Origin of the sequence: Microcoleus sp. Pol12A5, assembly GCF_036701435.1 — a bacterium.
Taxonomy (GTDB): Bacteria; Cyanobacteriota; Cyanobacteriia; order Cyanobacteriales; family Microcoleaceae; genus Microcoleus.
Window position 1 is genome coordinate 1 of the sequence record NZ_JAUBQU010000102.1, and the last position, 22,001, is coordinate 22,001.

Below are 22,001 nucleotides of genomic sequence, written 5' to 3' on the forward strand. Positions count from 1 at the left end.
CTGAAACGGTATATTGATTGCAGTCAGACGCAACTGAACCTTGAAAATTTTATATTTCAAGCCTCCCAGACCCCGGCAGCCGGAAACAACCTAAAACCCTATCAGGGATTGAAACCTGGGAGTTTTTTATTTGAACGCATTATGCAGGACGCGGGCCGGAAACAACCTAAAACCCTATCAGGGATTGAAACGACGTTACTTTCTCCAATGGTAAAACGCTTTCTTGCCGGAAACAACCTAAAACCCTATCAGGGATTGAAACAACTTACCAAGTACCTACTATTTAGGAGCCCAAGGCCGGAAACAACCTAAAACCCTATCAGGGATTGAAACTTTATTTGACTCTCTAGCTTTCAGAAGTGGAGCATGCCGGAAACAACCTAAAACCCTATCAGGGATTGAAACATAATGGCTGTAATTCCCATATTATATCTTTTCAGAGCCGGAAACAACCTAAAACCCTATCAGGGATTGAAACCAAATCAAATGCCTTGATGTACCTGCAAATTATTAGGCCGGAAACAACCTAAAACCCTATCAGGGATTGAAACTCGCTTCTGACAGAGAATAAAGCAATGGCTGCTGAGCCGGAAACAACCTAAAACCCTATCAGGGATTGAAACGATTTCTCCACATCGGTAGAATTACTCGACTGATGCCGGAAACAACCTAAAACCCTATCAGGGATTGAAACCTTCAGAATTTGCATCACAATCTAAAGGATGTTTGCCGGAAACAACCTAAAACCCTATCAGGGATTGAAACTGGGCTACGGATTTGTGGGAGAAGCTGCAAGCTTGGTATGAGGGCCGGAAACAACCTAAAACCCTATCAGGGATTGAAACTAGATCGTGGAGGCCGGTGAAGTATCCGGGTGGGCCGGAAACAACCTAAAACCCTATCAGGGATTGAAACGCTGGGAGGATTTGCCTAGAAATTTATCTGATTATGCCGGAAACAACCTAAAACCCTATCAGGGATTGAAACGTAGTAAGGAGCGAGATGCAGCGAAACCTGCTCCCCCGCCGGAAACAACCTAAAACCCTATCAGGGATTGAAACCGACGCCCGCTGCACAATTAACGATTCCAGCCGAGCCGGAAACAACCTAAAACCCTATCAGGGATTGAAACCTCGATCCACACGCTGCTTACGGACAATGGCCAAGCCGGAAACAACCTAAAACCCTATCAGGGATTGAAACGTATCTCCTACTGAAGTAATAGTAGATGGGATCAATATGCCGGAAACAACCTAAAACCCTATCAGGGATTGAAACCAACAAAACTCAACTTTTTCGCCGAACCAGAATTCGGCCGGAAACAACCTAAAACCCTATCAGGGATTGAAACAATTGATGCCGAAATCCCTAGGGGAAGCGCTCGCCGGAAACAACCTAAAACCCTATCAGGGATTGAAACTTGACCTAACGCCGATGTTGAGCGACCTTTACCAAAGCCGGAAACAACCTAAAACCCTATCAGGGATTGAAACGTGGTAAGGAGCGAGATGCAGCGAAACCTACCCGCCGGCCGGAAACAACCTAAAACCCTATCAGGGATTGAAACAAAATCTACAGCCATAATTCCCTGACTCAGGGGGCGCCGGAAACAACCTAAAACCCTATCAGGGATTGAAACAACAGACGATCAACTGCTCGATCTGCTCGACTATCGCCGGAAACAACCTAAAACCCTATCAGGGATTGAAACTGGAATTAGGAGTGATGTTATAGGTCATGCTTCAATTTCGCCGGAAACAACCTAAAACCCTATCAGGGATTGAAACGGCGGCGCTTTGCACAAAGCAAGCAGCCTTAGAAGCGCCGGAAACAACCTAAAACCCTATCAGGGATTGAAACGAATTACAAAAAATGAAATTGAAGACGAATTTCAAAGCCGGAAACAACCTAAAACCCTATCAGGGATTGAAACTTTTGCCGTAGCAGGAACCTCAGCCCCACCATAAAGCCGGAAACAACCTAAAACCCTATCAGGGATTGAAACATAGAAAGGGGTTATTTATAATAGTACAGTTGAATGCCGGAAACAACCTAAAACCCTATCAGGGATTGAAACAAACTATGCCCCTCGTCTAAAATATCTTGCACAGCCGGAAACAACCTAAAACCCTATCAGGGATTGAAACGGGTACAGCTTCCCCGGTGCAAAATTTACTTATAGCCGGAAACAACCTAAAACCCTATCAGGGATTGAAACATCCTCAGCAGTATTCATGAGGTTGCCAAGCGGACTGCCGGAAACAACCTAAAACCCTATCAGGGATTGAAACTTTTTGTTAGAAAAAGCGGCATAACCTTCGAGGATTTTTCGCCGGAAACAACCTAAAACCCTATCAGGGATTGAAACCTGATGCTAAAAGGCTTTTCAGTGCTTTCTACAACGCCGGAAACAACCTAAAACCCTATCAGGGATTGAAACTAGGCGGGGATATCCATATTTCCCCGCCTAGGCCGGAAACAACCTAAAACCCTATCAGGGATTGAAACCTAAGCCCCTCCGATCGCAACTGACAACCCCTTCGGGCCGGAAACAACCTAAAACCCTATCAGGGATTGAAACTTGGGTGTCCTTGCGGACGGCGTGGCGGCTATTTTTGCCGGAAACAACCTAAAACCCTATCAGGGATTGAAACCTCCCAGTAATAAGGAGCGTTAGTATCCGGGTGAAGCCGGAAACAACCTAAAACCCTATCAGGGATTGAAACCAGTTTCTTAAATTTCTTCCGCACCGCCGCCAACGCCGGAAACAACCTAAAACCCTATCAGGGATTGAAACCTGAAGAAGAGGCAATCGCGCTGATGCACCTCAAACGCCGGAAACAACCTAAAACCCTATCAGGGATTGAAACCCTGATCGCGATGAACCAGGCATTGAACACGCTGAGGCCGGAAACAACCTAAAACCCTATCAGGGATTGAAACCTCGGCAGATATATCGCTTAGCGCCTCAATCAAAGCCGGAAACAACCTAAAACCCTATCAGGGATTGAAACGGGAGATAGTAGTGGGGTGAAGACCGCGAACATCGCCGGAAACAACCTAAAACCCTATCAGGGATTGAAACTATACAATGGTACAAATTAACACTAAAGAAATGATGCCGGAAACAACCTAAAACCCTATCAGGGATTGAAACGAGTAAGCGAATAATGCTTGGTTGGGACGATCGAGCCGGAAACAACCTAAAACCCTATCAGGGATTGAAACGGCTGAAAGGTATGATCCGCACACTATCGTAGATGGCCGGAAACAACCTAAAACCCTATCAGGGATTGAAACAAAGATGATCACTTGCCCGTGCTCCAATTCGTAGTTAGTGCGACCCCATGCCGGAAACAACCTAAAACCCTATCAGGGATTGAAACTTACACATCCCCTATTTTCTCTATGCTTGGCGTTCGCACGCCGGAAACAACCTAAAACCCTATCAGGGATTGAAACCTCCAAAATGTTGCTGTGCGGTTTCCCCATAAAAAGCCGGAAACAACCTAAAACCCTATCAGGGATTGAAACTTAGATACGACACTAAGAGAAAAATTTGGGAGTTTAGAGCCGGAAACAACCTAAAACCCTATCAGGGATTGAAACCCATTTAGTAGGATGAATATAATCATTTGTTTTGTGCCGGAAACAACCTAAAACCCTATCAGGGATTGAAACATAATCAAAACTTATTGATAAAATAATCTATGGTAGAGCCGGAAACAACCTAAAACCCTATCAGGGATTGAAACATGAGTTTTAAATAGGGTTTTTTTGAAGTTCCGCTAGTGCCGGAAACAACCTAAAACCCTATCAGGGATTGAAACGATTACCTTAAGCTATTTACCAGGGGCAAGGCGGGCCGGAAACAACCTAAAACCCTATCAGGGATTGAAACCCACAAAACCAATGATTATATTCACCCTACTAAGCCGGAAACAACCTAAAACCCTATCAGGGATTGAAACTCAAAGTCGGGTGCTTGCTCTCTCTCGATCCGAGCCGGAAACAACCTAAAACCCTATCAGGGATTGAAACATCATCCATGAACGGCTTGAGTCGATAATCGGCGGGCCGGAAACAACCTAAAACCCTATCAGGGATTGAAACGCGTCCTTCATTCTGTCCCGAAACTAAAATCAGCCGCCGGAAACAACCTAAAACCCTATCAGGGATTGAAACGTGGAAGAACCAAACCGATAACTTACTTTGTATAACTCGAGCCGGAAACAACCTAAAACCCTATCAGGGATTGAAACAATCGTAGCAATAGCACTTTCCGGCTCGCTATATCGCCGGAAACAACCTAAAACCCTATCAGGGATTGAAACGTGGAAGAACCAAACCGATAACTTACTTTGTATAACGCCGGAAACAACCTAAAACCCTATCAGGGATTGAAACATATCGTCGCGTGTTTCTCCGACACATTTACCAAAGGCCGGAAACAACCTAAAACCCTATCAGGGATTGAAACAAGAAAAAAACAGCAAGCGCCTTGAACGCCCCTGCCGGAAACAACCTAAAACCCTATCAGGGATTGAAACAATTGAATAACGTTGCCATCAGATAGAACTACGCACTGCCGGAAACAACCTAAAACCCTATCAGGGATTGAAACGCGTAGATATGGGATGGCAGTCGCTCGGGGATATGCCGGAAACAACCTAAAACCCTATCAGGGATTGAAACTCTCGAAAGCGGCGAGAATTGCCTGCTTTTCATGCCGGAAACAACCTAAAACCCTATCAGGGATTGAAACATAACGGAGGACTTGTCTATAGCGGATATCCTCCCGATTCAAGCCGGAAACAACCTAAAACCCTATCAGGGATTGAAACCTAAGCCGGCCCTGGTAGCTTCGGTGCATTCAACAAATGCCGGAAACAACCTAAAACCCTATCAGGGATTGAAACTTAGAACAAACCAGGACTGCGTTAATGATGTTGCAGCCGGAAACAACCTAAAACCCTATCAGGGATTGAAACTCCGGCCTGAAGTTTCTGGTGGCGGATATTTGCCCTACGCCGGAAACAACCTAAAACCCTATCAGGGATTGAAACTATAGAAAAGACAAAATCGCCCTGCATGGCGATTAATGCCGGAAACAACCTAAAACCCTATCAGGGATTGAAACATTGCTGCTTCCAATTCTGGGTCATCTTCACAATTGAAGCCGGAAACAACCTAAAACCCTATCAGGGATTGAAACAAAAGCAGTTCTTCTGTTGGTTTCGGGCAAGCGCCGGAAACAACCTAAAACCCTATCAGGGATTGAAACGAGTGCAGGGGGTGGCGGCCTGGTTGGTCTAATAAGGCCGGAAACAACCTAAAACCCTATCAGGGATTGAAACAATTGATGAAAAGGAGAAGGCTCAATAGAATCAGCCGGAAACAACCTAAAACCCTATCAGGGATTGAAACGCGCCGCTGTCTGTAGTGGCGGATTAACCCAGATTTTGCCGGAAACAACCTAAAACCCTATCAGGGATTGAAACGACAAAAGGCACTGGCACAAGACTAAATCGACCCGCCGGAAACAACCTAAAACCCTATCAGGGATTGAAACAAGATTGTGACAAAAAAGGAAGGTTAAAAAACCTCCGCCGGAAACAACCTAAAACCCTATCAGGGATTGAAACAATTTTCCAGCCAGATTGTACGCCCACTTTGGCGGCGCCGGAAACAACCTAAAACCCTATCAGGGATTGAAACACGCGAGTTTGTGCGGCTTCAATAATTTGCCGCAGAACGCCGGAAACAACCTAAAACCCTATCAGGGATTGAAACAATTCACAGATTGAGGCGATGTATGATGGATTTACTAAAGCCGGAAACAACCTAAAACCCTATCAGGGATTGAAACTTCACAAGTTTTCACACCAAACAAAGCAGACGCCTATGAGCCGGAAACAACCTAAAACCCTATCAGGGATTGAAACATCATCAACCTACCGAACCCCTTTCAAAAGCCCAAGCCGGAAACAACCTAAAACCCTATCAGGGATTGAAACCGATTTTAATGAAGCTGAGGGCTACTCAAACGATTGCCGGAAACAACCTAAAACCCTATCAGGGATTGAAACTTAAAGCCGTCTGAGCCTTGATAACCCTTCAGCAAGCCGGCCGGAAACAACCTAAAACCCTATCAGGGATTGAAACGTTAGCGAGCTGCGAAAGACTGCATTTATTAATAGAGCCGGAAACAACCTAAAACCCTATCAGGGATTGAAACGCGAGAATCATTACCGCAGCCAGAGGAAAAGCACACAGCCGGAAACAACCTAAAACCCTATCAGGGATTGAAACTTCAATTACAAAAAAGCTAAAATGTTTTTCTAAAGCCGGAAACAACCTAAAACCCTATCAGGGATTGAAACTAGAAATTATATGGCTACTAGACTCCAGAAGCGCATCATGCCGGAAACAACCTAAAACCCTATCAGGGATTGAAACCCCAGTTCCGCGCTAGAACCCAGCAAAATAAAGGAAAGCCGGAAACAACCTAAAACCCTATCAGGGATTGAAACAGGTGGATATGATGTTTTCCTCGCAAAGCATCCGCCGGAAACAACCTAAAACCCTATCAGGGATTGAAACAAGCTGCGACTTGTACTTAATATTTAACTTAACGCCGGAAACAACCTAAAACCCTATCAGGGATTGAAACTACAACTTCTTGGACTAGCGGCCGAGCTGGGCGGAAACAAATGCCGGAAACAACCTAAAACCCTATCAGGGATTGAAACTTACTCCAGATGAAGCTTTAGCCGATGCTCATTTTGCCGGAAACAACCTAAAACCCTATCAGGGATTGAAACAAGCTAAAAAAGGTGTTTTGACTGCTGCTGGTGTGCCGGAAACAACCTAAAACCCTATCAGGGATTGAAACTACAGAATTTGTTGAGTGACTTGAGGGTTGAACTGAATGAGCCGGAAACAACCTAAAACCCTATCAGGGATTGAAACTTCGACTTGTTCGTCGGTTTTTAATCCCGATACGGCCGGAAACAACCTAAAACCCTATCAGGGATTGAAACCAAAATTTATTTACCCAATTACCCTCAAACATTTAAAGCCGGAAACAACCTAAAACCCTATCAGGGATTGAAACCTAAGTAAGGCTTTCAACAGGGTTTTGGTTGATTGCCGGAAACAACCTAAAACCCTATCAGGGATTGAAACCATTTTTTGGTTTGTTGGTCGTAACCCAAAAAGTGCGCCGAAAACAACCTAAAACCCTATCAGGGATTGAAACCTCGCAGCTATCCATCTCCTTACTCATCTCTTGGGCTAGCAACAAGTTTACTTCCCACACTTGTCACAGCACAGGTAGTGGTGATGGATAATCTCACATTTGATAAAAGTGGTCGGATTCAGGAATTGATTCAAACAGCAGGGTGTAGACTATTATATTTACCGCCATACTCTCCAGAGTTTAACAAAATTGAACAAAGAAGAGTCTTGGCTAAAAAGTCAAATTCGCAAACATCTTGATGAGTTTGATTGCTTACATTTTGGCCACCCTTGGATGTCTTGCGCCTTGCATCCTAACACGGGCGGTTGCTATATGTGATTTCCCAGATTATTCAGTTGAAAAAATACCAAAATTATGACCAATCAAACAACTTCTCCACTCCTACTCAGTCCCTTCAAAATCGGAGATTTACCCTTAAAAAATCGGGTAGTCATGGCACCCCTAACGAGAGCCAGAGCCGGTGAAACGCGGATGCCCAACGCATTGATGGCAGAGTATTACACTCAGCGAGCCTCCGCTGGTTTAATCATTACAGAAGCCACAGTCGTTTCTACTCAAGCTAATGGTTGGCTCAATACGCCCGGTATTTATTCAGACGAGCAAGGCCAAGCTTGGAAACAAATTGTGACTGCGGTTCATGCCCGCGAAACGCCGATTTTCATGCAGCTTTGGCACTGCGGACGAGCTTCCCACAGCAGTTTTCATGAAAACAATCAATTGCCAGTTGCAGCCTCTGCCATAAAAATAAACGGAGAAGGCATTCATACCCCTGTGGGCAAACAACCCTACGAAACCCCCCGCGCTCTAGAAACCGATGAAATCTCCCTGGTTGTAGAAGATTATCGCAAGGCAGCCGAACGGGCAAAAATGGCAGGTTTTGACGGTGTAGAAATTCACGCTGCAAACGGCTATCTCATTGACACGTTCCTGCAAACCAAAACCAATCACAGAAAAGATTCCTATGGTGGCACAGTTGAAAATCGATACCGTTTTCTTAAGGAAATTGTAGAGGCGATTATCACAGTATTTACTGCCAACAAAGTGGGAGTTAGACTTTCTCCCAACGGCGTTTATAATGATATGGGTTCTCCTAGTTATCGCGAAGATTTTCTGTATTTTGCAGGGCAGTTAAATGCCTATAATTTAGCTTACCTTCACTTGGTGGACGGTCTAGCATTTGGCTTTCATGAATTGGGAACGCCGATGATGATAGGAGAGTTTCGCGATGTGTTTACAGGGCCGCTCATCGGCAACTGCGGATATACTCAAGAACAGGCTGAAACGGCCCTGAGCAGCCAAGTTGCGGATTTAATTGCTTTTGGTCGGGATTTTATCAGCAATCCTGACTTGGTAGAGCGTTTTACTAATGGTTGGCCGCTCAATCCGCCTGCCGAAGTCGGCGTCTGGTATTCTTTTGGACCTGAAGGTTATATCGATTTCCCTACCTATCCGGAACCAGCAGCTATTTCTTAGTTGAGTTGGTTGGGGCGGGTTTATCAATAAATACCGAGTATGTGCCTCATAGATAATGGTGAACCCGCCCTAAAAAAATTATGGTTAATTTATCAAAATAGGACTGGGAGTTGGAGCAATATTTAATTTTCATCGCCCGTTGAGAACGAGCATCTCCTATTGGTAAAAACACTTCTTCTGCCTCCTGCCTCCTGCCTTCTGGCTTCTGTCTCCTGCCTCCAATTTCCACCTTGACTGCAAAAGTGAGAGGCTCCCAGTTGAGATCGAGAACGTTTCCCCATATCCTAATAACCATAGGGTACTTCAAAACATCCAAGCTGCTAGCTCAGCGTTTGAGTGCCTGAAAATAATCAATAGCGGAAGCGCTTTTAACAAGATGGCACAAAATCACAAATCCACGGTTATCATTACCGGCGCTTCCTCCGGCGTCGGTTTGTACGGCGCGAAAGCTCTCGCAGACAAGGGATGGCACGTGGTCATGGCCTGTCGGGACGTGCGAAAAGCCGGAGACGCCGCCCGAGAGTTGGGTATACCTGAAGGCAGTTTCTCCATCATGGAGATTGACTTGGGCGATTTGGAGAGCGTGCGTAGGTTTGCTCGGGCATTTAAGGCCAGCGGCAGGCCTCTGGACGCTTTGGTGTGCAACGCCGCCATTTATATGCCTTTGATTAAGGAACCGCTGCGGAGCCCGGAGGGTTACGAGTTGACGATGACTACCAATCACCTGGGTCATTTCCTGCTGTGCAACCTGATGATGGAAAATATGAAGCCTTCCTATTATTCGGATGCAAGAATCGTGATTTTGGGAACCGTGACTCACAATCCAGACGAGTTGGGCGGGAAGATTCCGCCGCGCCCGGATTTGGGCAAGTTTGAGGGTTTTGAAGCGGGTTTCAAAGACCCGATTTCGATGGTTGACGGCAAGAAGTTTGAACCGGTCAAGGCTTACAAAGATAGCAAAGTTTGCAACGTGCTGACGATGCGGGAATTGCACCGCCGCTTTCACGAATCCACGGGGATTACTTTCACTTCGCTGTATCCGGGATGCGTTGCGGATACGCCGCTGTTCCGCAACCACTATCCTTTGTTTCAGAAGCTGTTCCCGCTGTTTCAGAAGAATATCACCGGGGGTTACGTGTCGCAGGAGTTGGCGGGCGAAAGGCTGGCGATGGTGGTTGCCGATCCAGAATACAAGCAATCTGGGGCTTATTGGAGTTGGGGGAACCGCCAGAAAAAAGATGGTAAGTCTTTTGTGCAAAAGGTTTCTCCCCAGGCCCGCGATGATGAAAAAGGCGAGCGGATGTGGGAGTTGAGCGCTAAGTTGGTGGGCTTGACTGACGGGGCTCAAATGGGTGCTGCGGCTGGTGCGGGCCGCTCTGCATAATTCAAAGTTACAAACCCCCTTTATCAGGCTTGGCGGTTGAAACGGCGTCTACGCACAGGAGGTGGGTAGACGCGGACTCAATAATAAAGGGGGTATTCAAGTCTGATTTGGTATGATGCACCAAAATCAAAGAAACCGGGTTTTTTAGTGGCTCTGCGGGCTGTAACTCACATCTTGCCTGTTCCTAAAAAGATTATTGAGAAGGGTGCCATATCTCAGTTGTAGCGCGTCTTTTCGGACACAACCCGGTTTCGGGTTTACCCTGGCGTGCAGGGCTATTCTGGTAGCCGTATTAGCATGAAAGCATAGGTTTTGCAAGCAAAAAAATTGGTTTTTTTTACCGTTTACGATCGACTTACACGATATTTTTTCGGATAAGAACCCGGTTGATGCGTAAGTCTTGGGAAATCAACAGCCGTCGATCGACCTTTTGGTTTGTAGCGTCGCCGAAACTGTTAGCTGCGACGGCTGTTTCCTTTTTTGCTGTTAAGATTGATTTTTACTTGAGGGTGCTCACTTCCTGAAAATATTTTCCCCCGCTTAAGCGAGATAATAATTAGATCCTATGGCTTGTCGCTCACAAAAAATATTTTTACTCGCTGGAATTTTTGGGTTAGTTTGGCTGGGAAAACCAGCGAAAACATCCGCTAGCACCGTTGAAATTTTGACCTCAAATGTTGAGGATTTGGCAGCAGTCAGCAGCGGAGGCGATCGAGCTTTAGCCCCTAACGACACCGAGATCGGCCTTCGTGAAGGCTTACCAGCCTCTTACGAGGAAACGCAGTTACCCGCTGAGTCAGAACGATCGGCTTTGGCGACAACTCAACCCTTATCCCCACCAGCAGAAATCCCCAACTTAGAGTCGGAAGCGGCCAATTCTGGCGATCGCACTTTCAGCACAAAAACTCAAGAAACCGAGCTTTTTAACTCTAATCAAAAACTAGAAGAAAATATTGACCCACAAAAAATTCATTTGGGTATCGATCGAGCCTCGCATCTGGCCCAACTGCCCAACCCAATTTTGCCGCGATCGCCCGAATTACCTGCTCCTGAGCCGCCGCAACCGCCTGCGCCGTCTCCCCTCCAACCCACGCAGCCAACACCCGTTGAAAGCGAAATTAGACCGGGGATTCCGGGTACAATTAAGGTCGCTGGCTTTGAATTTGAGGGCAACACAGCTTTTAGCGATCGCGAACTCGCAGAAGTTACGCAACAGTTTGCGGGGCGCGAAATCACCTTTGCCGAACTGATCGCAGCCGAAGCAGCCGTCACTCAAAAATATGTAGCTGCAGGATACATCAATTCTGGCGCTGTAATTCTCGCCAACCAAAGCTTTCCGAGAGACGGAGGTGTGGTGAAAATTCGGATTGTAGAAGGCGGATTAGATGAAATTGCGATTACTGGAAACAGGCGCTTAAATTCAAATTACGTGCGATCGCGCCTTGAGCGCGCTACCAGACGGCCCCTCAACCGGTCTAGCCTGCTGGAAGCCTTGCAACTACTGCAACTCGACCCCTTAATTGCCAATATTTCCGCCGAACTTCAAGCCGGAAGCCGCCCGGAAAACAGCCGTTTAGAAGTGCGGGTAAAAGAAGCAGACAGCTTTAACGGTGAAGTGTTCGCAGACAACAACCGATCGCCCAGCGTCGGCAGTTTTCGGCGCGGTGTTCGCATCAATCAAGCAAATTTGCTCGGTTTGGGCGACGGACTAGAGGTATCTTATGCTAACACCGACGGCAGCAATGAATTCAACGGGAGCTACACAGTCCCCGTCAACGCGCGCAACGGCACGATTGGGTTCGCTGCGAGTGCTGCCAGCACCAACATCATCGAGGAACCGTTTGATGCTGCTGAAATTGAGGGGAAATCGCGGACTTACGAGTTAACTTACCGCCAGCCGATTGTCGAAAAGCCCGATCGCACTTTGGATTTGGGACTGAGTTTTTCGCGGCAAGAAAGCGATACATTCCTTTCTGGGCAACGATTTGCCCTTTCGGCGGGAGCAAACGAGCGCGGCGAAACCCGGGTTTCGGCTGTGCGCTTTTTTCAAGAATACGTGCAGCGGAGTTCTAGCCAAGTGTTCGCGGTGCGATCGCAATTCTCCCTCGGCACTAATCTGTTCGGCGCTACTGCGAACGATAGCGGGCCGGACAGCAGTTTTCTGGCATGGCGCGGACAAGCCCAGTACGTAAGGCTATTAGCGCCAGAAACCTTACTGATAGTGCGTTCTGACATTCAATTAGCCGATCGCCCCCTGCTTTCCCTCGAACAAATTGGGATCGGGGGCGTTCAAAGCGTGCGCGGATACCGCCAAGATTTGCTGTTAACTGATAGCGGTGCGATCGCGTCTGCAGAAGTGCGAATCCCGGTTTGGCGTGTTCCGCAAGTCCAAGGATTGTTGCAAGTCGCTCCGTTTATCGATTTTGGGCTAGGGTGGAACCAGTCGGAGGAAAAGCCGAATCCTGACTCGGATAAACTTCTGGGTGCGGGTTTGGGGCTGGTTTGGCAGATGGGCGATCGGTTGAATGTGCGTTTAGACTACGGCATTCCTTTGATAAATGCTCGATCGGGCGATCGAACTTTGCAGGAAAATGGCTTATACTTTCGGATTAATTACTTTGCTTTCTAGCTAATTCTGTCTGTGGTTGAAACCCCTGTCTCCTAGCGAAATTCCCCCGCTAGGAGAACTAAATATAGTTTAGCTAATTCCCGGCTATACTTCAATCTAATATCAATTGCGGTTAGCTCGGAATGATTAAACCGCAGAGAACGCAGAGGATACAGAGGAAGGGAAAAGAGATGAATAATTCCGATGAAGTGCGGATTAGATATAAAATATAAAATCTAAAATTGTATAACTTAGTTAACAAAAGAGGGCTTGTCTTATGGTTCAGACAAAAACTAAACTAACATTTGCAGAGTTTCTAGAAAAGTACCCCGACGGATCGGGCATCTACGAACTTGTAAATGGAGAGATTGTCAAAGTGGAAGCAACCAGATCTCATAAAAATGTGGCACGATTTCTAGTATTTGGCTTTAACGATGAAATCAGGCGCTTGGGGCTTGACTATATCGTTGACAAAGATATAGTTTTCAGAACTGTAACAGCTTCAGGACAAGAACAAGGCAGAAATCCTGATGTTGGCGTGGTTAAGGCATCAGTATGGAACAGCAATGTACGCGGCTACGGAGCCCTTACTGAACCTATCCAATTAGCAGTAGAAGTTACCTCAACTAACTGGGAAGACGACTATGTGGATAAACTAGATGAGTATCAACGCCTCGGCATTTGTGAGTATTGGATTGTGGACTATTTAGCGATCGCTTCTAGGGCTTATCTAGGAAACCCCAAAATTCCCACAGTTTTCGTTTACAATTTGGAAAATGGCAATTATGTAGTTCAAAGTTTTACAGGTAATGAGCGCATTATCTCTAAAATTTTTCCCGAACTAGAAATCACAGTCGAGCAACTTGTACTCAGCAGCCAAATTCAAAACATTTAGAGAAACGAGATGAGATTACACGGAGAAAATTTATCCTGGAAAGAGTGTTTTTATGCCTCCCTTCCATTACTCTTTACTATTTTCACCCTTCTCAAAAACAGGCAAGATGCCTGTTCCAAAAAAACTAGATTGGACTGTGGTGTGGGCATCATGCCCGCCCGTAAGTTACTCCCTACTGTTTGCTTTCCTGTTGCTATTTCCCTCGAAAACCTTCGCCCAAATTATTCCCGATAATACCCTGGGCCCGGAAAGTTCGCGGACAGTTCCCGATACTATCAATAACTTACCCTCAGATAGAATCACTGGCGGCGCAACTCGCGGCGTTAACCTCTTTCACAGCTTGCGCGAATTTAACATCCGTGAAGGGCGGGGAGCTTATTTTGAAAATCCCAGCGGAATTGCCAACATTTTCACCCGCGTTACGGGCGGCAACCCTTCTAATATTTTAGGAACTCTGGGAGTTTTAGGCAAGAGTAACTTATTTTTAATTAATCCGAAAGGAATTATATTCGGGCCGAATGCGCGGTTAGATTTGCGGGGTTCGTTTATGGGTTCAACCGCTGACAGTATTGTGTTTAATAACGGCTTTGAATTCAGCAGCACCAACCCGCAAACATCCCCGCTGTTAACAGTTAATATTCCCGTTGGTTTAAGATTTAGAGACAATCCCGGTGCAATTGTCAATAAATCGGCGGCTGTAGGAAAGGTAAATCTCCCAGCCTCTGCTGTGCCCATCCCAATTAGCGATCGAGTTGGTTTAGCAGTAGAACCCGGTCAAACTTTAGCACTGATTGGCGGTGACATCCAACTCCAAGGCGGTAATTTAACCGCCAGCGGCGGAAAAATTTTAGTCGGTAGCGCAGCTAGTCCCGGTTTAGTTAATTTTGCACTGACAGCGGGGGAAAAGGGAAATTTAACTTTAAATTATGACAATATTCAAAATTTCGGCAATATTCAGATATCCGATGGATCGCTTATTAACACCAGCGGAATTGGTGGCGGCCGCATAGAGTTAAAAGGTGGAAATGTCGCCCTTAGCGGTGCGCGAATTTATGCGCTGACACTGGGAAATATTGATGGTAGAGGTATCGATATCAGCGCTCAAAAGTTGCGGGTGGAAAATGGCACGCAATTTTCTACTTTGACTCTAGGAGATGGTGCAGGAGGTAATATCAACTTCCGCGCTGCTGATTCAGTAGAAATGAGCGGGCTGGGAGTTGAGGGCTATCAACAGGTTGCAATTAAATATTTGGTATCGGGAACTACAGACCCGTTTGACCCGCTATTTGTGCTGTTTAATGCTAGTGCTGGCGCTGGTTTGGGGGGGAATATTACGATCGACACCGGCCGCCTGCTCTTCAACAATGGGGTAGTAGGTAGCGGCATCGCTTTTGGTGGTGGAAATGGCGGCAATTTAATCATTCGCGCCAATACTTTTGAGATGGTGGGTTCTGGAATTAACAACGGGACAGCTAAAGAAAGTACAGGTGCGGGAGGAAGCATTAGTGTTGATGTTGCGAGATTAATTATGCGCGACGGTTCTATTCTCGGTACGACGAGCTACAGCAGCGGTCCATCGGGGAATATCAACATTAATGCTGCTGAATCAGTAGAATTGTCTAACAGCGGCCCGACAACAGTTGTGTCAACCGGAATCAGCACGTTGAGTATCGGCTCCAACGGCAGGGCAGGGAATATTAACGTCCATACTAAGCGGTTGACTCTCTCTGGGGGTTCTGCGTTTACAGTAGGAACGGGTGTTTTAGTGGGCAGGTTTTTGTTTTCAAGAGATGGGGGGCCTGCTGGAAATTTAACAGTTACGGCTACTGAATCAGTAGAAATTTCAGGTATTTCTCAACTTTTGAGCAGCGGAATTCAGAGTGCTAGTGCGCTGAGTTCTGGAACTTTGAGCTCTAGTCCGGGCGGGGAGATTCGCATTGATACGCCAAGCCTAACCGTGCGGGATGGGGCGGTAGTTTCTACGAGCTCTTTGGGGGTGGGAGATGGGGGGAATATTACTGTTAATGCCGATCGCATTGAGGTCAGCGGCAGCGGAAATAACGGTCTGTTTGTCAGTACAATTGATGCTTCGGTGGGCAAAATATTTGGTACTAATGCTAATGCTACGGCAAATGCCGGTTCGTTGAATCTGAATGCCGATCGACTAATTGTCAGAGATGGAGCTACAGTGACTGTGCAGGCTACAGGAACCGGACGCGCTGGTAATATCAATGTTGTCGCCAATTCGATCGCTCTTGATAACAAAGCGATGATTGACGGCACGACTGTATCCGGTACAGGAGCAAATATTAACCTGCAAGCGCGAGATATCCAATTGCGCCGCAACAGCCGAATTACCACCGATGCAGGCACTTCTGACGGCGGTAATATCAACATCAACAGTGATATTCTTGTCGCCCTCCCCCAAGAAAACAGCGACATCACAGCCAACGCCCGCACAGCAGGCGGCGGCCGCGTCAATATCAATGTCCCCAATGTCTTTGGTTTTAAAGCAGCGAGTCGCGAACAAGTCAGAAGCAGGTTGCGACTCAGTGACGGCGAATTTGCAGCGTTGCAAGTAAGTCCTACATCTCTGCTTCCAAGCAGCGACATCGCCGCGATTTCCCAAAGGGGCGGCCCGGCTTTGCAAGGGGCGGTAACATTTAGTTCTGTTGGAGTCAATCCCGTTCAAGGTTTAGTGGAACTACCACAAAATGTGGTCAATCCGGCTGCGTTAATTGCGACAAATCCCTGCATCCAAGGGGCCGAGAACGAGTTTATTGTGACTGGGCGGGGGGGATTGCCACCGAGTCCTCACGATGTTCTCAGCAGCGCAGAAGAACCGTTTCCGTGGATGGAACCACCGGTAGGTGGAAGTCAGCAAGTAGAAGACCCCCTAGCCTCCATAGAAGTTCGGCCAACAGAAATTATTCCCGCTCAAGGTTGGGTAATGGACGATCGAGGACAAGTCAGGCTGGTAGCCTATAATTCTGGTGGTGGTGCATCTCTTCGCAGTCCGAAACCTACTGGTGTTTGCGTACCTCGATAGATACTCTTTAGGTTTTAGCTAACCCCTCGCTATTTTCCTAAAATTAAATGAACCAGACTTCAAAGATGTCCCGCCAATCTTCCGCCCTATTTTTTGCATTTTTACTGCTGTGTCCTTTCCCTGCGATCGCCCAAATCATCCCTGACAACAGCTTGGGTGCAGAAAGTTCGCGGACAGTTCCCGATACTATCAACAACTTACCCTCTGATAGAATCACTGGCGGTGCAACTCGTGGCGTTAACCTCTTTCACAGCTTGCGTGAATTTAACATCCGTCAAGGGCGGGGAGCCTATTTTGCCAATCCTAACGGGATTGCGAATATTTTTACCCGCGTTACTGGTGGGAATCCTTCTAATATTTTAGGAACTCTGGGAGTTTTGGGAAACAGTAACTTATTCTTAATTAACCCCAAAGGGATTGTTTTCGGTCCCAATGCGAGGTTAGATTTGCGCGGTTCATTTTTAGCAAGTTCAGCAGATAGCGTAGTTTTTAATAATGGCTATCAGTTCAGCAGCAGCAATCCCCAATTAGTACCGCTGTTAAATGTCAATATACCGATCGGTTTAAATTTTCGAGAAAATCCGGGTAAAATCATTAACTCTTCAGCAGCAGCCTTAAACTTACCCGAATTACCCGCTGGCATCCCGCAGATTTTCAATAATACGGGCTTAACAGTTGGACCCGGAAAAACTCTCACCCTAGTGGGGGGAGATATTGAATTAAATCAGGGAACACTCACTGCATCAACCGGACAAATTTTGCTGGGTAGCGTCGCTAGTCCGGGTATGGTTGGATTGGACTCAACGCCATTTGGATTAAGTTTAAACTATGACAAGATTTCCAACTTGGGTAATATTGAAATAACCAACGGCTCACTGATCGATACCAGTGGAATCGGTGGCGGCAAAGTCGATATTCGAGGTGGAAATGTCAACCTCAACGGTGGGCGAATTTATGCACTGACTTTGGGAAATATCGATGGTAGGGGTATCGATATTAACGCTCAACAGTTTCGGGCCCAAGGTGGAGCGCAAATCTCCACGCTGACAGCAGGAAGTGGTGCCGGAGGCGCTATCAACATCCGCGCTACCGACTCAGTTGAAACGCTCGGAATTGGATTAGATAACTATAGAGTGTTTGGTGGTAATTATACGGTATCTGGCTCTTTCGACCCTTTTGACCCACAACTTCTGCTGATAACTGGCACTAATAGCATGGGAGCCGCCGGAAACATCACGATTGATACGGGAAAACTGTTGATAGACAATGGAAGCGCATTGACTACCACCACGTTAGGTGATGGCAACGCCGGAAATATTACCATCCGTGCCGGGGTTTTAGATATGGTCGCTTCTGCAATCCACAGTGGCCCACTTTTGGGAAGTACGGGTAGGGGAGGAAATATCACCTTTGAGGGAGAACGTTTAACCGTGAGCGATGGTGCTGCTCTGATCAGCCTCACCCGCGGTGAAGGAGGAGCGGGGAATATCAACATTAAAGCTTCGGAATCAGTAGAAGTGCTTCGGACTCCCACGGGCAGTCCCGTAGCAAGTTTAATTGGGTCAACTGCGAGCGGTGTGAATGGGCAAGCCGGGGACATTAATATCGACACGAAGCGGTTGATTATCTCTGAAGGAGGCGGGATTAGTTTATCTAGCGGAGCCGTTGTGGGCAACCAACCGTTAAATACAACTGGGGGGCCCGGAGGTAATTTGACAGTTAGGGCCACTGAGTCAGTAACAGTCGAGGGTTTTTCTGGAGTTTTGGCAAACGGCAGTCGGAATCCCAGTTTCATCTGCGCTGATGCCAATACTGCTAATCGGGGAGGGAGTATCAACATTTCTACACCTGTACTGACTCTCCGGGATGGAGGAGTTATTAGTACTGCATCTTTAGGCAAAGGAGATGCAGGAAGTATCACAATTGATGCGGGTCGTGTAGAAGTTATTGGGAATGGGGGTCAAGGTGAATTTAACAGTCAAATTCAGACTTCCGTTGGGATTGCCTCTGACATTATAGATCCCAATGCTACGGCTAACGGAGGTTCGTTGAATCTCAATGTCGGGGAATTGATTCTTCGCAATGAAGGAACACTCAATCTGCAAGCTTTGGGATCGGGACGGGCTGGTAATATTAACGTGAAAGCAGATTCAATTTCCCTTGACAATCAAAGCAGCATTGACGGTAGGACGGCATCCGGCGCCGGAGCAAATATTAACCTTGAAGCACGAGATATCCAGTTGCGCCGAGGGAGCAGAATTACAACTGATGCAAGTATTTCTGAGGGTGGCAATATCAACCTTAAAAGCGATATTCTGGTGGCTTTACCCAAGGAAAATAGCGATATTACTGCTAATGCGCGATCGGCTCAAGGTGGTCGCGTTAATATTAATGTCCCCAATGTTTTCGGGTTTACATCAGTCACTCGCGAACAGGTTCGAGCGAGTTTGGGATTAACAGATGCTGAATTTGCAGCGTTGCAAGTAAGTCCGACATCTTTAATTCCTACCAGCGACATCGCCGCGATTTCCCAAAGTAGTGGCCCGGATTTGCAAGGTACTGTTACATTTAGTTCTTCAGGGGTAAATCCCGCTCAAGGTTTAGTGGAACTGCCGCAAAATGTGGTGAATCCGGCTGCGTTAATTGCAGCAAATCCCTGCATCCGAGGGGCCGAGAGCGAGTTTACAGCTACTGGGAAAGGAGGAGTGCCACTCAGTCCTAATGATGTTCTCAGCAGCCCTCTATCGCCGTTGCCTTGGGTTGAACCAGCGGTAGGTGGAAGTCAGCAAATAGAAGGCCTCATACCATCCCTCGAAATTCGACCAAGAGAAATTATTCCCGCTCAAGGTTGGGTAATGGACGATCGAGGACAAGTGACGCTGGTAGCCTATAATTCTGGTGGTGGTGCATCTCTTCGCAGTCCGAAACCTACGGGTGTTTGCGTACCTCAATAGGTACTCTTCAGGTTTTAGCTAAACCGTCGCTATTTCCCTCATACTAAATTAACAGGAATTAAAAGATGCCCCGCCAATCTTCCGCCCTATTTTTTGCATTTTTACTGCTGTTTCCTGGCCCTGCGATCGCCCAAATCATCCCCGATAATAGCTTGGGTGCAGAAAGTTCGCGGACAGTTCCCGACACGATTAATAACTTACCCTCGGACAGAATAGAAGGCGGGGCAACTCGCGGCGTTAACCTCTTTCACAGCTTGCGCGAATTTAACATCCGTGAAGGGCGGGGAGCCTATTTTGCCAATCCCAGCGGAATTGCGAATATTTTTACCCGCGTTACGGGTGGCAACCCCTCAAATATTTTAGGTGTCTTGGGAGTCCAAGGAAATGCCAACTTATTTTTAATTAATCCCAAAGGAATTGTTTTCGGCTCCAACGCTCGGTTAGATTTGCGCGGCTCGTTTGTCGGTTCAACAGGTACCGGAATTCTCTTTGATAATGGGTTTGAATTTAGTGCAGCTAATTCTAATGCAGTGCCATTGTTAGCTATTAATATTCCTGTAGGTTTAAGATTTAGAGACAATCCCGGCACAATTGTCAACTCTTCCCAAACAAAGGCTCCTACATCAGCCTTACCGCCACTACCCATAGAAATTCCTGCTTTTGAAAAACTAGGTTTGGCCGTAGACCCCGGTCAAACTTTAGCATTAATTGGCGGTGACATTCAACTGCAAGGAGGAAATCTAACTGCTTATACCGGACAAATTCTTCTAGGTAGTGTCAAGAGTCCAGGTGTAGTGCAATTTGAACCAACAGCTTTAGGTCTGAATTTAAACTATCAAAATATTCAGAACTTCGGCAATATTGAAATGAACGGTGCATTTATAAATACCAGCGGATTAGGAGGTGGCAAAGTCGATATTCGAGGAGAAAATATTAATCTTAACGGTTCAGGAATTTATGGACTGACACTGGGAAATATTGATGGTAGAGGCATTGACATCAATTCGCAAAACTTCCGAGTAGAGGGGGGGTCGCAAATTTTCGCCTCCACACTGGGAGAGGGGAGAGGAAGCGATATCAACATCCGCGCTACTGACTCAGTAGAAATGATCGGGTTGGGAATTGAGGGCTATCAGCAGCTTACAGAAAATTTTCAGACATCTGGAACAGGCAACCCCTTTATTTCGCAAATCGTTCTGTTCACTAGCGCTATTGGCAGTGGAGCAGCCGGAGATATTAACATTGAAGCCGGACGGCTGTTGATGAGCAATGGGGTAGTGGGCGGTGCCCCCACCTTTGGTGCTGGGAATGGCGGAAATCTGGCTATCCGCGCCAAAACCGTCGAACTCGTGAGTTCAACGCTCTATAACGGAACAACGAACGAAAGCACTGGTCAAGGCGGAAACATCTCTGTTGAAGCGCAACGGTTAATACTGCGCGATGGCGGTGCGTTTGCCAGCTTCAGCCTTAGTGATGGAGCATCGGGGAATATCGCGATTAAAGCGAGTGAATCGGTGGAATTATCGGGTAGTCTTCCTGTAGGCCTAGGGCAAACTCGGCTCGGCACGAATACTTTTGATGGGAATGGAAAAGGTGGGGATATTACGATCGACACTAAGCGGTTGAGTGTTTCTAATGGAGCCACAATTAGTTTAACTACGGGTGCAATTTTTGGCGAAGCCGTGTTTTCTACAACAGGGGGGACCGGAGGAAATTTAACTGTGAGAGCCTCCGAGTCTGTAGAAGTGAGCGGCGAGTCAAGATTTTTGGGGAATGCGGGCTATGTAGCAAGTTCTTTTGTTACTCAAACTGCAAGTTCTGGTAGAGGTGGAGATATCCGCCTGTCAACACCTAAACTAACTGTGCAGAATGGCGGCGTTATTTCTGCGGCTTCTTTGGGTATAGCAGATGCAGGAGATATTACAATTAATGCCGATCGCCTAGCAGTGCAAGGTATTGGGAGTAACAGTGGGTTGAGGAGTGGAATTGAAGCCTCGTCTGGTAGGGCGTTTAATGCTGTAAATTCCACTGCTAGCGGCAATGCAGGCTCGTTGAATTTGAACGCTAATCAATTGATTCTTCGGGACAGTGCAGTGGTTAACGTTCAATCTTCAGGCACAGGTAGGGCTGGCAATATTAACGTTGTAGCTAACTCAGTTGCCCTGGATAATAAAAGCATAATTGATGGCACGACTGTCTCTGGCACAGGGGCTAATATTAACCTGCAAGCGCAAGACATTCAGTTGCGGCGCGGCAGTAGAATCACCACGGATGCAGGTATTTCTGAGGGCGGTAATATCAGAATTAATAGCGATATTTTGGTAGCTTTACCGCGAGAGAATAGTGATATTACAGCTAATGCTCGCACAGCTAGGGG

The 22,001-nt window shown here is 46.8% G+C and carries 8 protein-coding genes and 1 CRISPR repeat array; all 8 genes read left to right on the top strand.

All coding sequences use genetic code 11. From position 1 onward, the window contains the following. The first annotated feature begins 78 nt into the window (after positions 1-78). Positions 79-7,261: direct repeats of the CRISPR family, unit length 37 nt; unit sequence GCCGGAAACAACCTAAAACCCTATCAGGGATTGAAAC. An 80-nt stretch (positions 7,262-7,341) separates the two neighbouring features. Then, a complete protein-coding gene (locus QUA45_RS29250; protein ID WP_445243209.1) occupies positions 7,342-7,500 on the top strand; it encodes a transposase in 159 nt (52 codons plus the stop codon). Positions 7,501-7,615: 115 nt separating this feature from the next. Then, complete coding sequence (locus QUA45_RS21920; protein ID WP_333099250.1) at positions 7,616-8,734, top strand: alkene reductase; 1,119 nt, start codon at positions 7,616-7,618, stop codon at positions 8,732-8,734. A 376-nt stretch (positions 8,735-9,110) separates the two neighbouring features. Next, positions 9,111-10,118: a protochlorophyllide reductase gene (locus QUA45_RS21925; RefSeq protein WP_333099251.1), complete on the top strand. Its 1,008-nt coding sequence runs from the start codon at positions 9,111-9,113 to the stop codon at positions 10,116-10,118. 565 nt (positions 10,119-10,683) lie between these two features. Beyond that, positions 10,684-12,747: a ShlB/FhaC/HecB family hemolysin secretion/activation protein gene (locus QUA45_RS21930; protein WP_333222101.1), complete on the top strand. Its 2,064-nt coding sequence runs from the start codon at positions 10,684-10,686 to the stop codon at positions 12,745-12,747. 256 nt (positions 12,748-13,003) lie between these two features. After that, positions 13,004-13,621: a Uma2 family endonuclease gene (locus QUA45_RS21935; RefSeq protein ID WP_333222102.1), complete on the top strand. Its 618-nt coding sequence runs from the start codon at positions 13,004-13,006 to the stop codon at positions 13,619-13,621. A 106-nt stretch (positions 13,622-13,727) separates the two neighbouring features. Beyond that, on the top strand, positions 13,728-16,670 hold the full coding sequence (locus tag QUA45_RS21940; RefSeq protein WP_333222103.1) for an S-layer family protein: 2,943 nt from the start codon (positions 13,728-13,730) through the stop codon (positions 16,668-16,670). A 65-nt stretch (positions 16,671-16,735) separates the two neighbouring features. Then, positions 16,736-19,624, top strand: a complete 2,889-nt coding sequence (locus QUA45_RS21945; protein ID WP_333222105.1) for a two-partner secretion domain-containing protein — start codon at positions 16,736-16,738, stop codon at positions 19,622-19,624. A gap of 65 nt (positions 19,625-19,689) precedes the next feature. Continuing rightward, positions 19,690-22,001 (top strand): two-partner secretion domain-containing protein (locus tag QUA45_RS21950; protein WP_333222104.1); only part of this gene is annotated, 2,312 nt, incomplete at its 3' end.

Bases quoted from the DNA above. Each gene is read 5' to 3' on its own strand.
- QUA45_RS21920 (WP_333099250.1), top strand. From the start codon at position 7,616: ATGACCAATCAAACAACTTCTCCACTCCTACTCAGTCCCTTCAAAATC.
- QUA45_RS21925 (WP_333099251.1), top strand. From the start codon at position 9,111: ATGGCACAAAATCACAAATCCACGGTTATCATTACCGGCGCTTCCTCC.
- QUA45_RS21930 (WP_333222101.1), top strand. From the start codon at position 10,684: ATGGCTTGTCGCTCACAAAAAATATTTTTACTCGCTGGAATTTTTGGG.
- QUA45_RS21935 (WP_333222102.1), top strand. From the start codon at position 13,004: ATGGTTCAGACAAAAACTAAACTAACATTTGCAGAGTTTCTAGAAAAG.
- QUA45_RS21940 (WP_333222103.1), top strand. From the start codon at position 13,728: ATGCCTGTTCCAAAAAAACTAGATTGGACTGTGGTGTGGGCATCATGC.
- QUA45_RS21945 (WP_333222105.1), top strand. From the start codon at position 16,736: ATGTCCCGCCAATCTTCCGCCCTATTTTTTGCATTTTTACTGCTGTGT.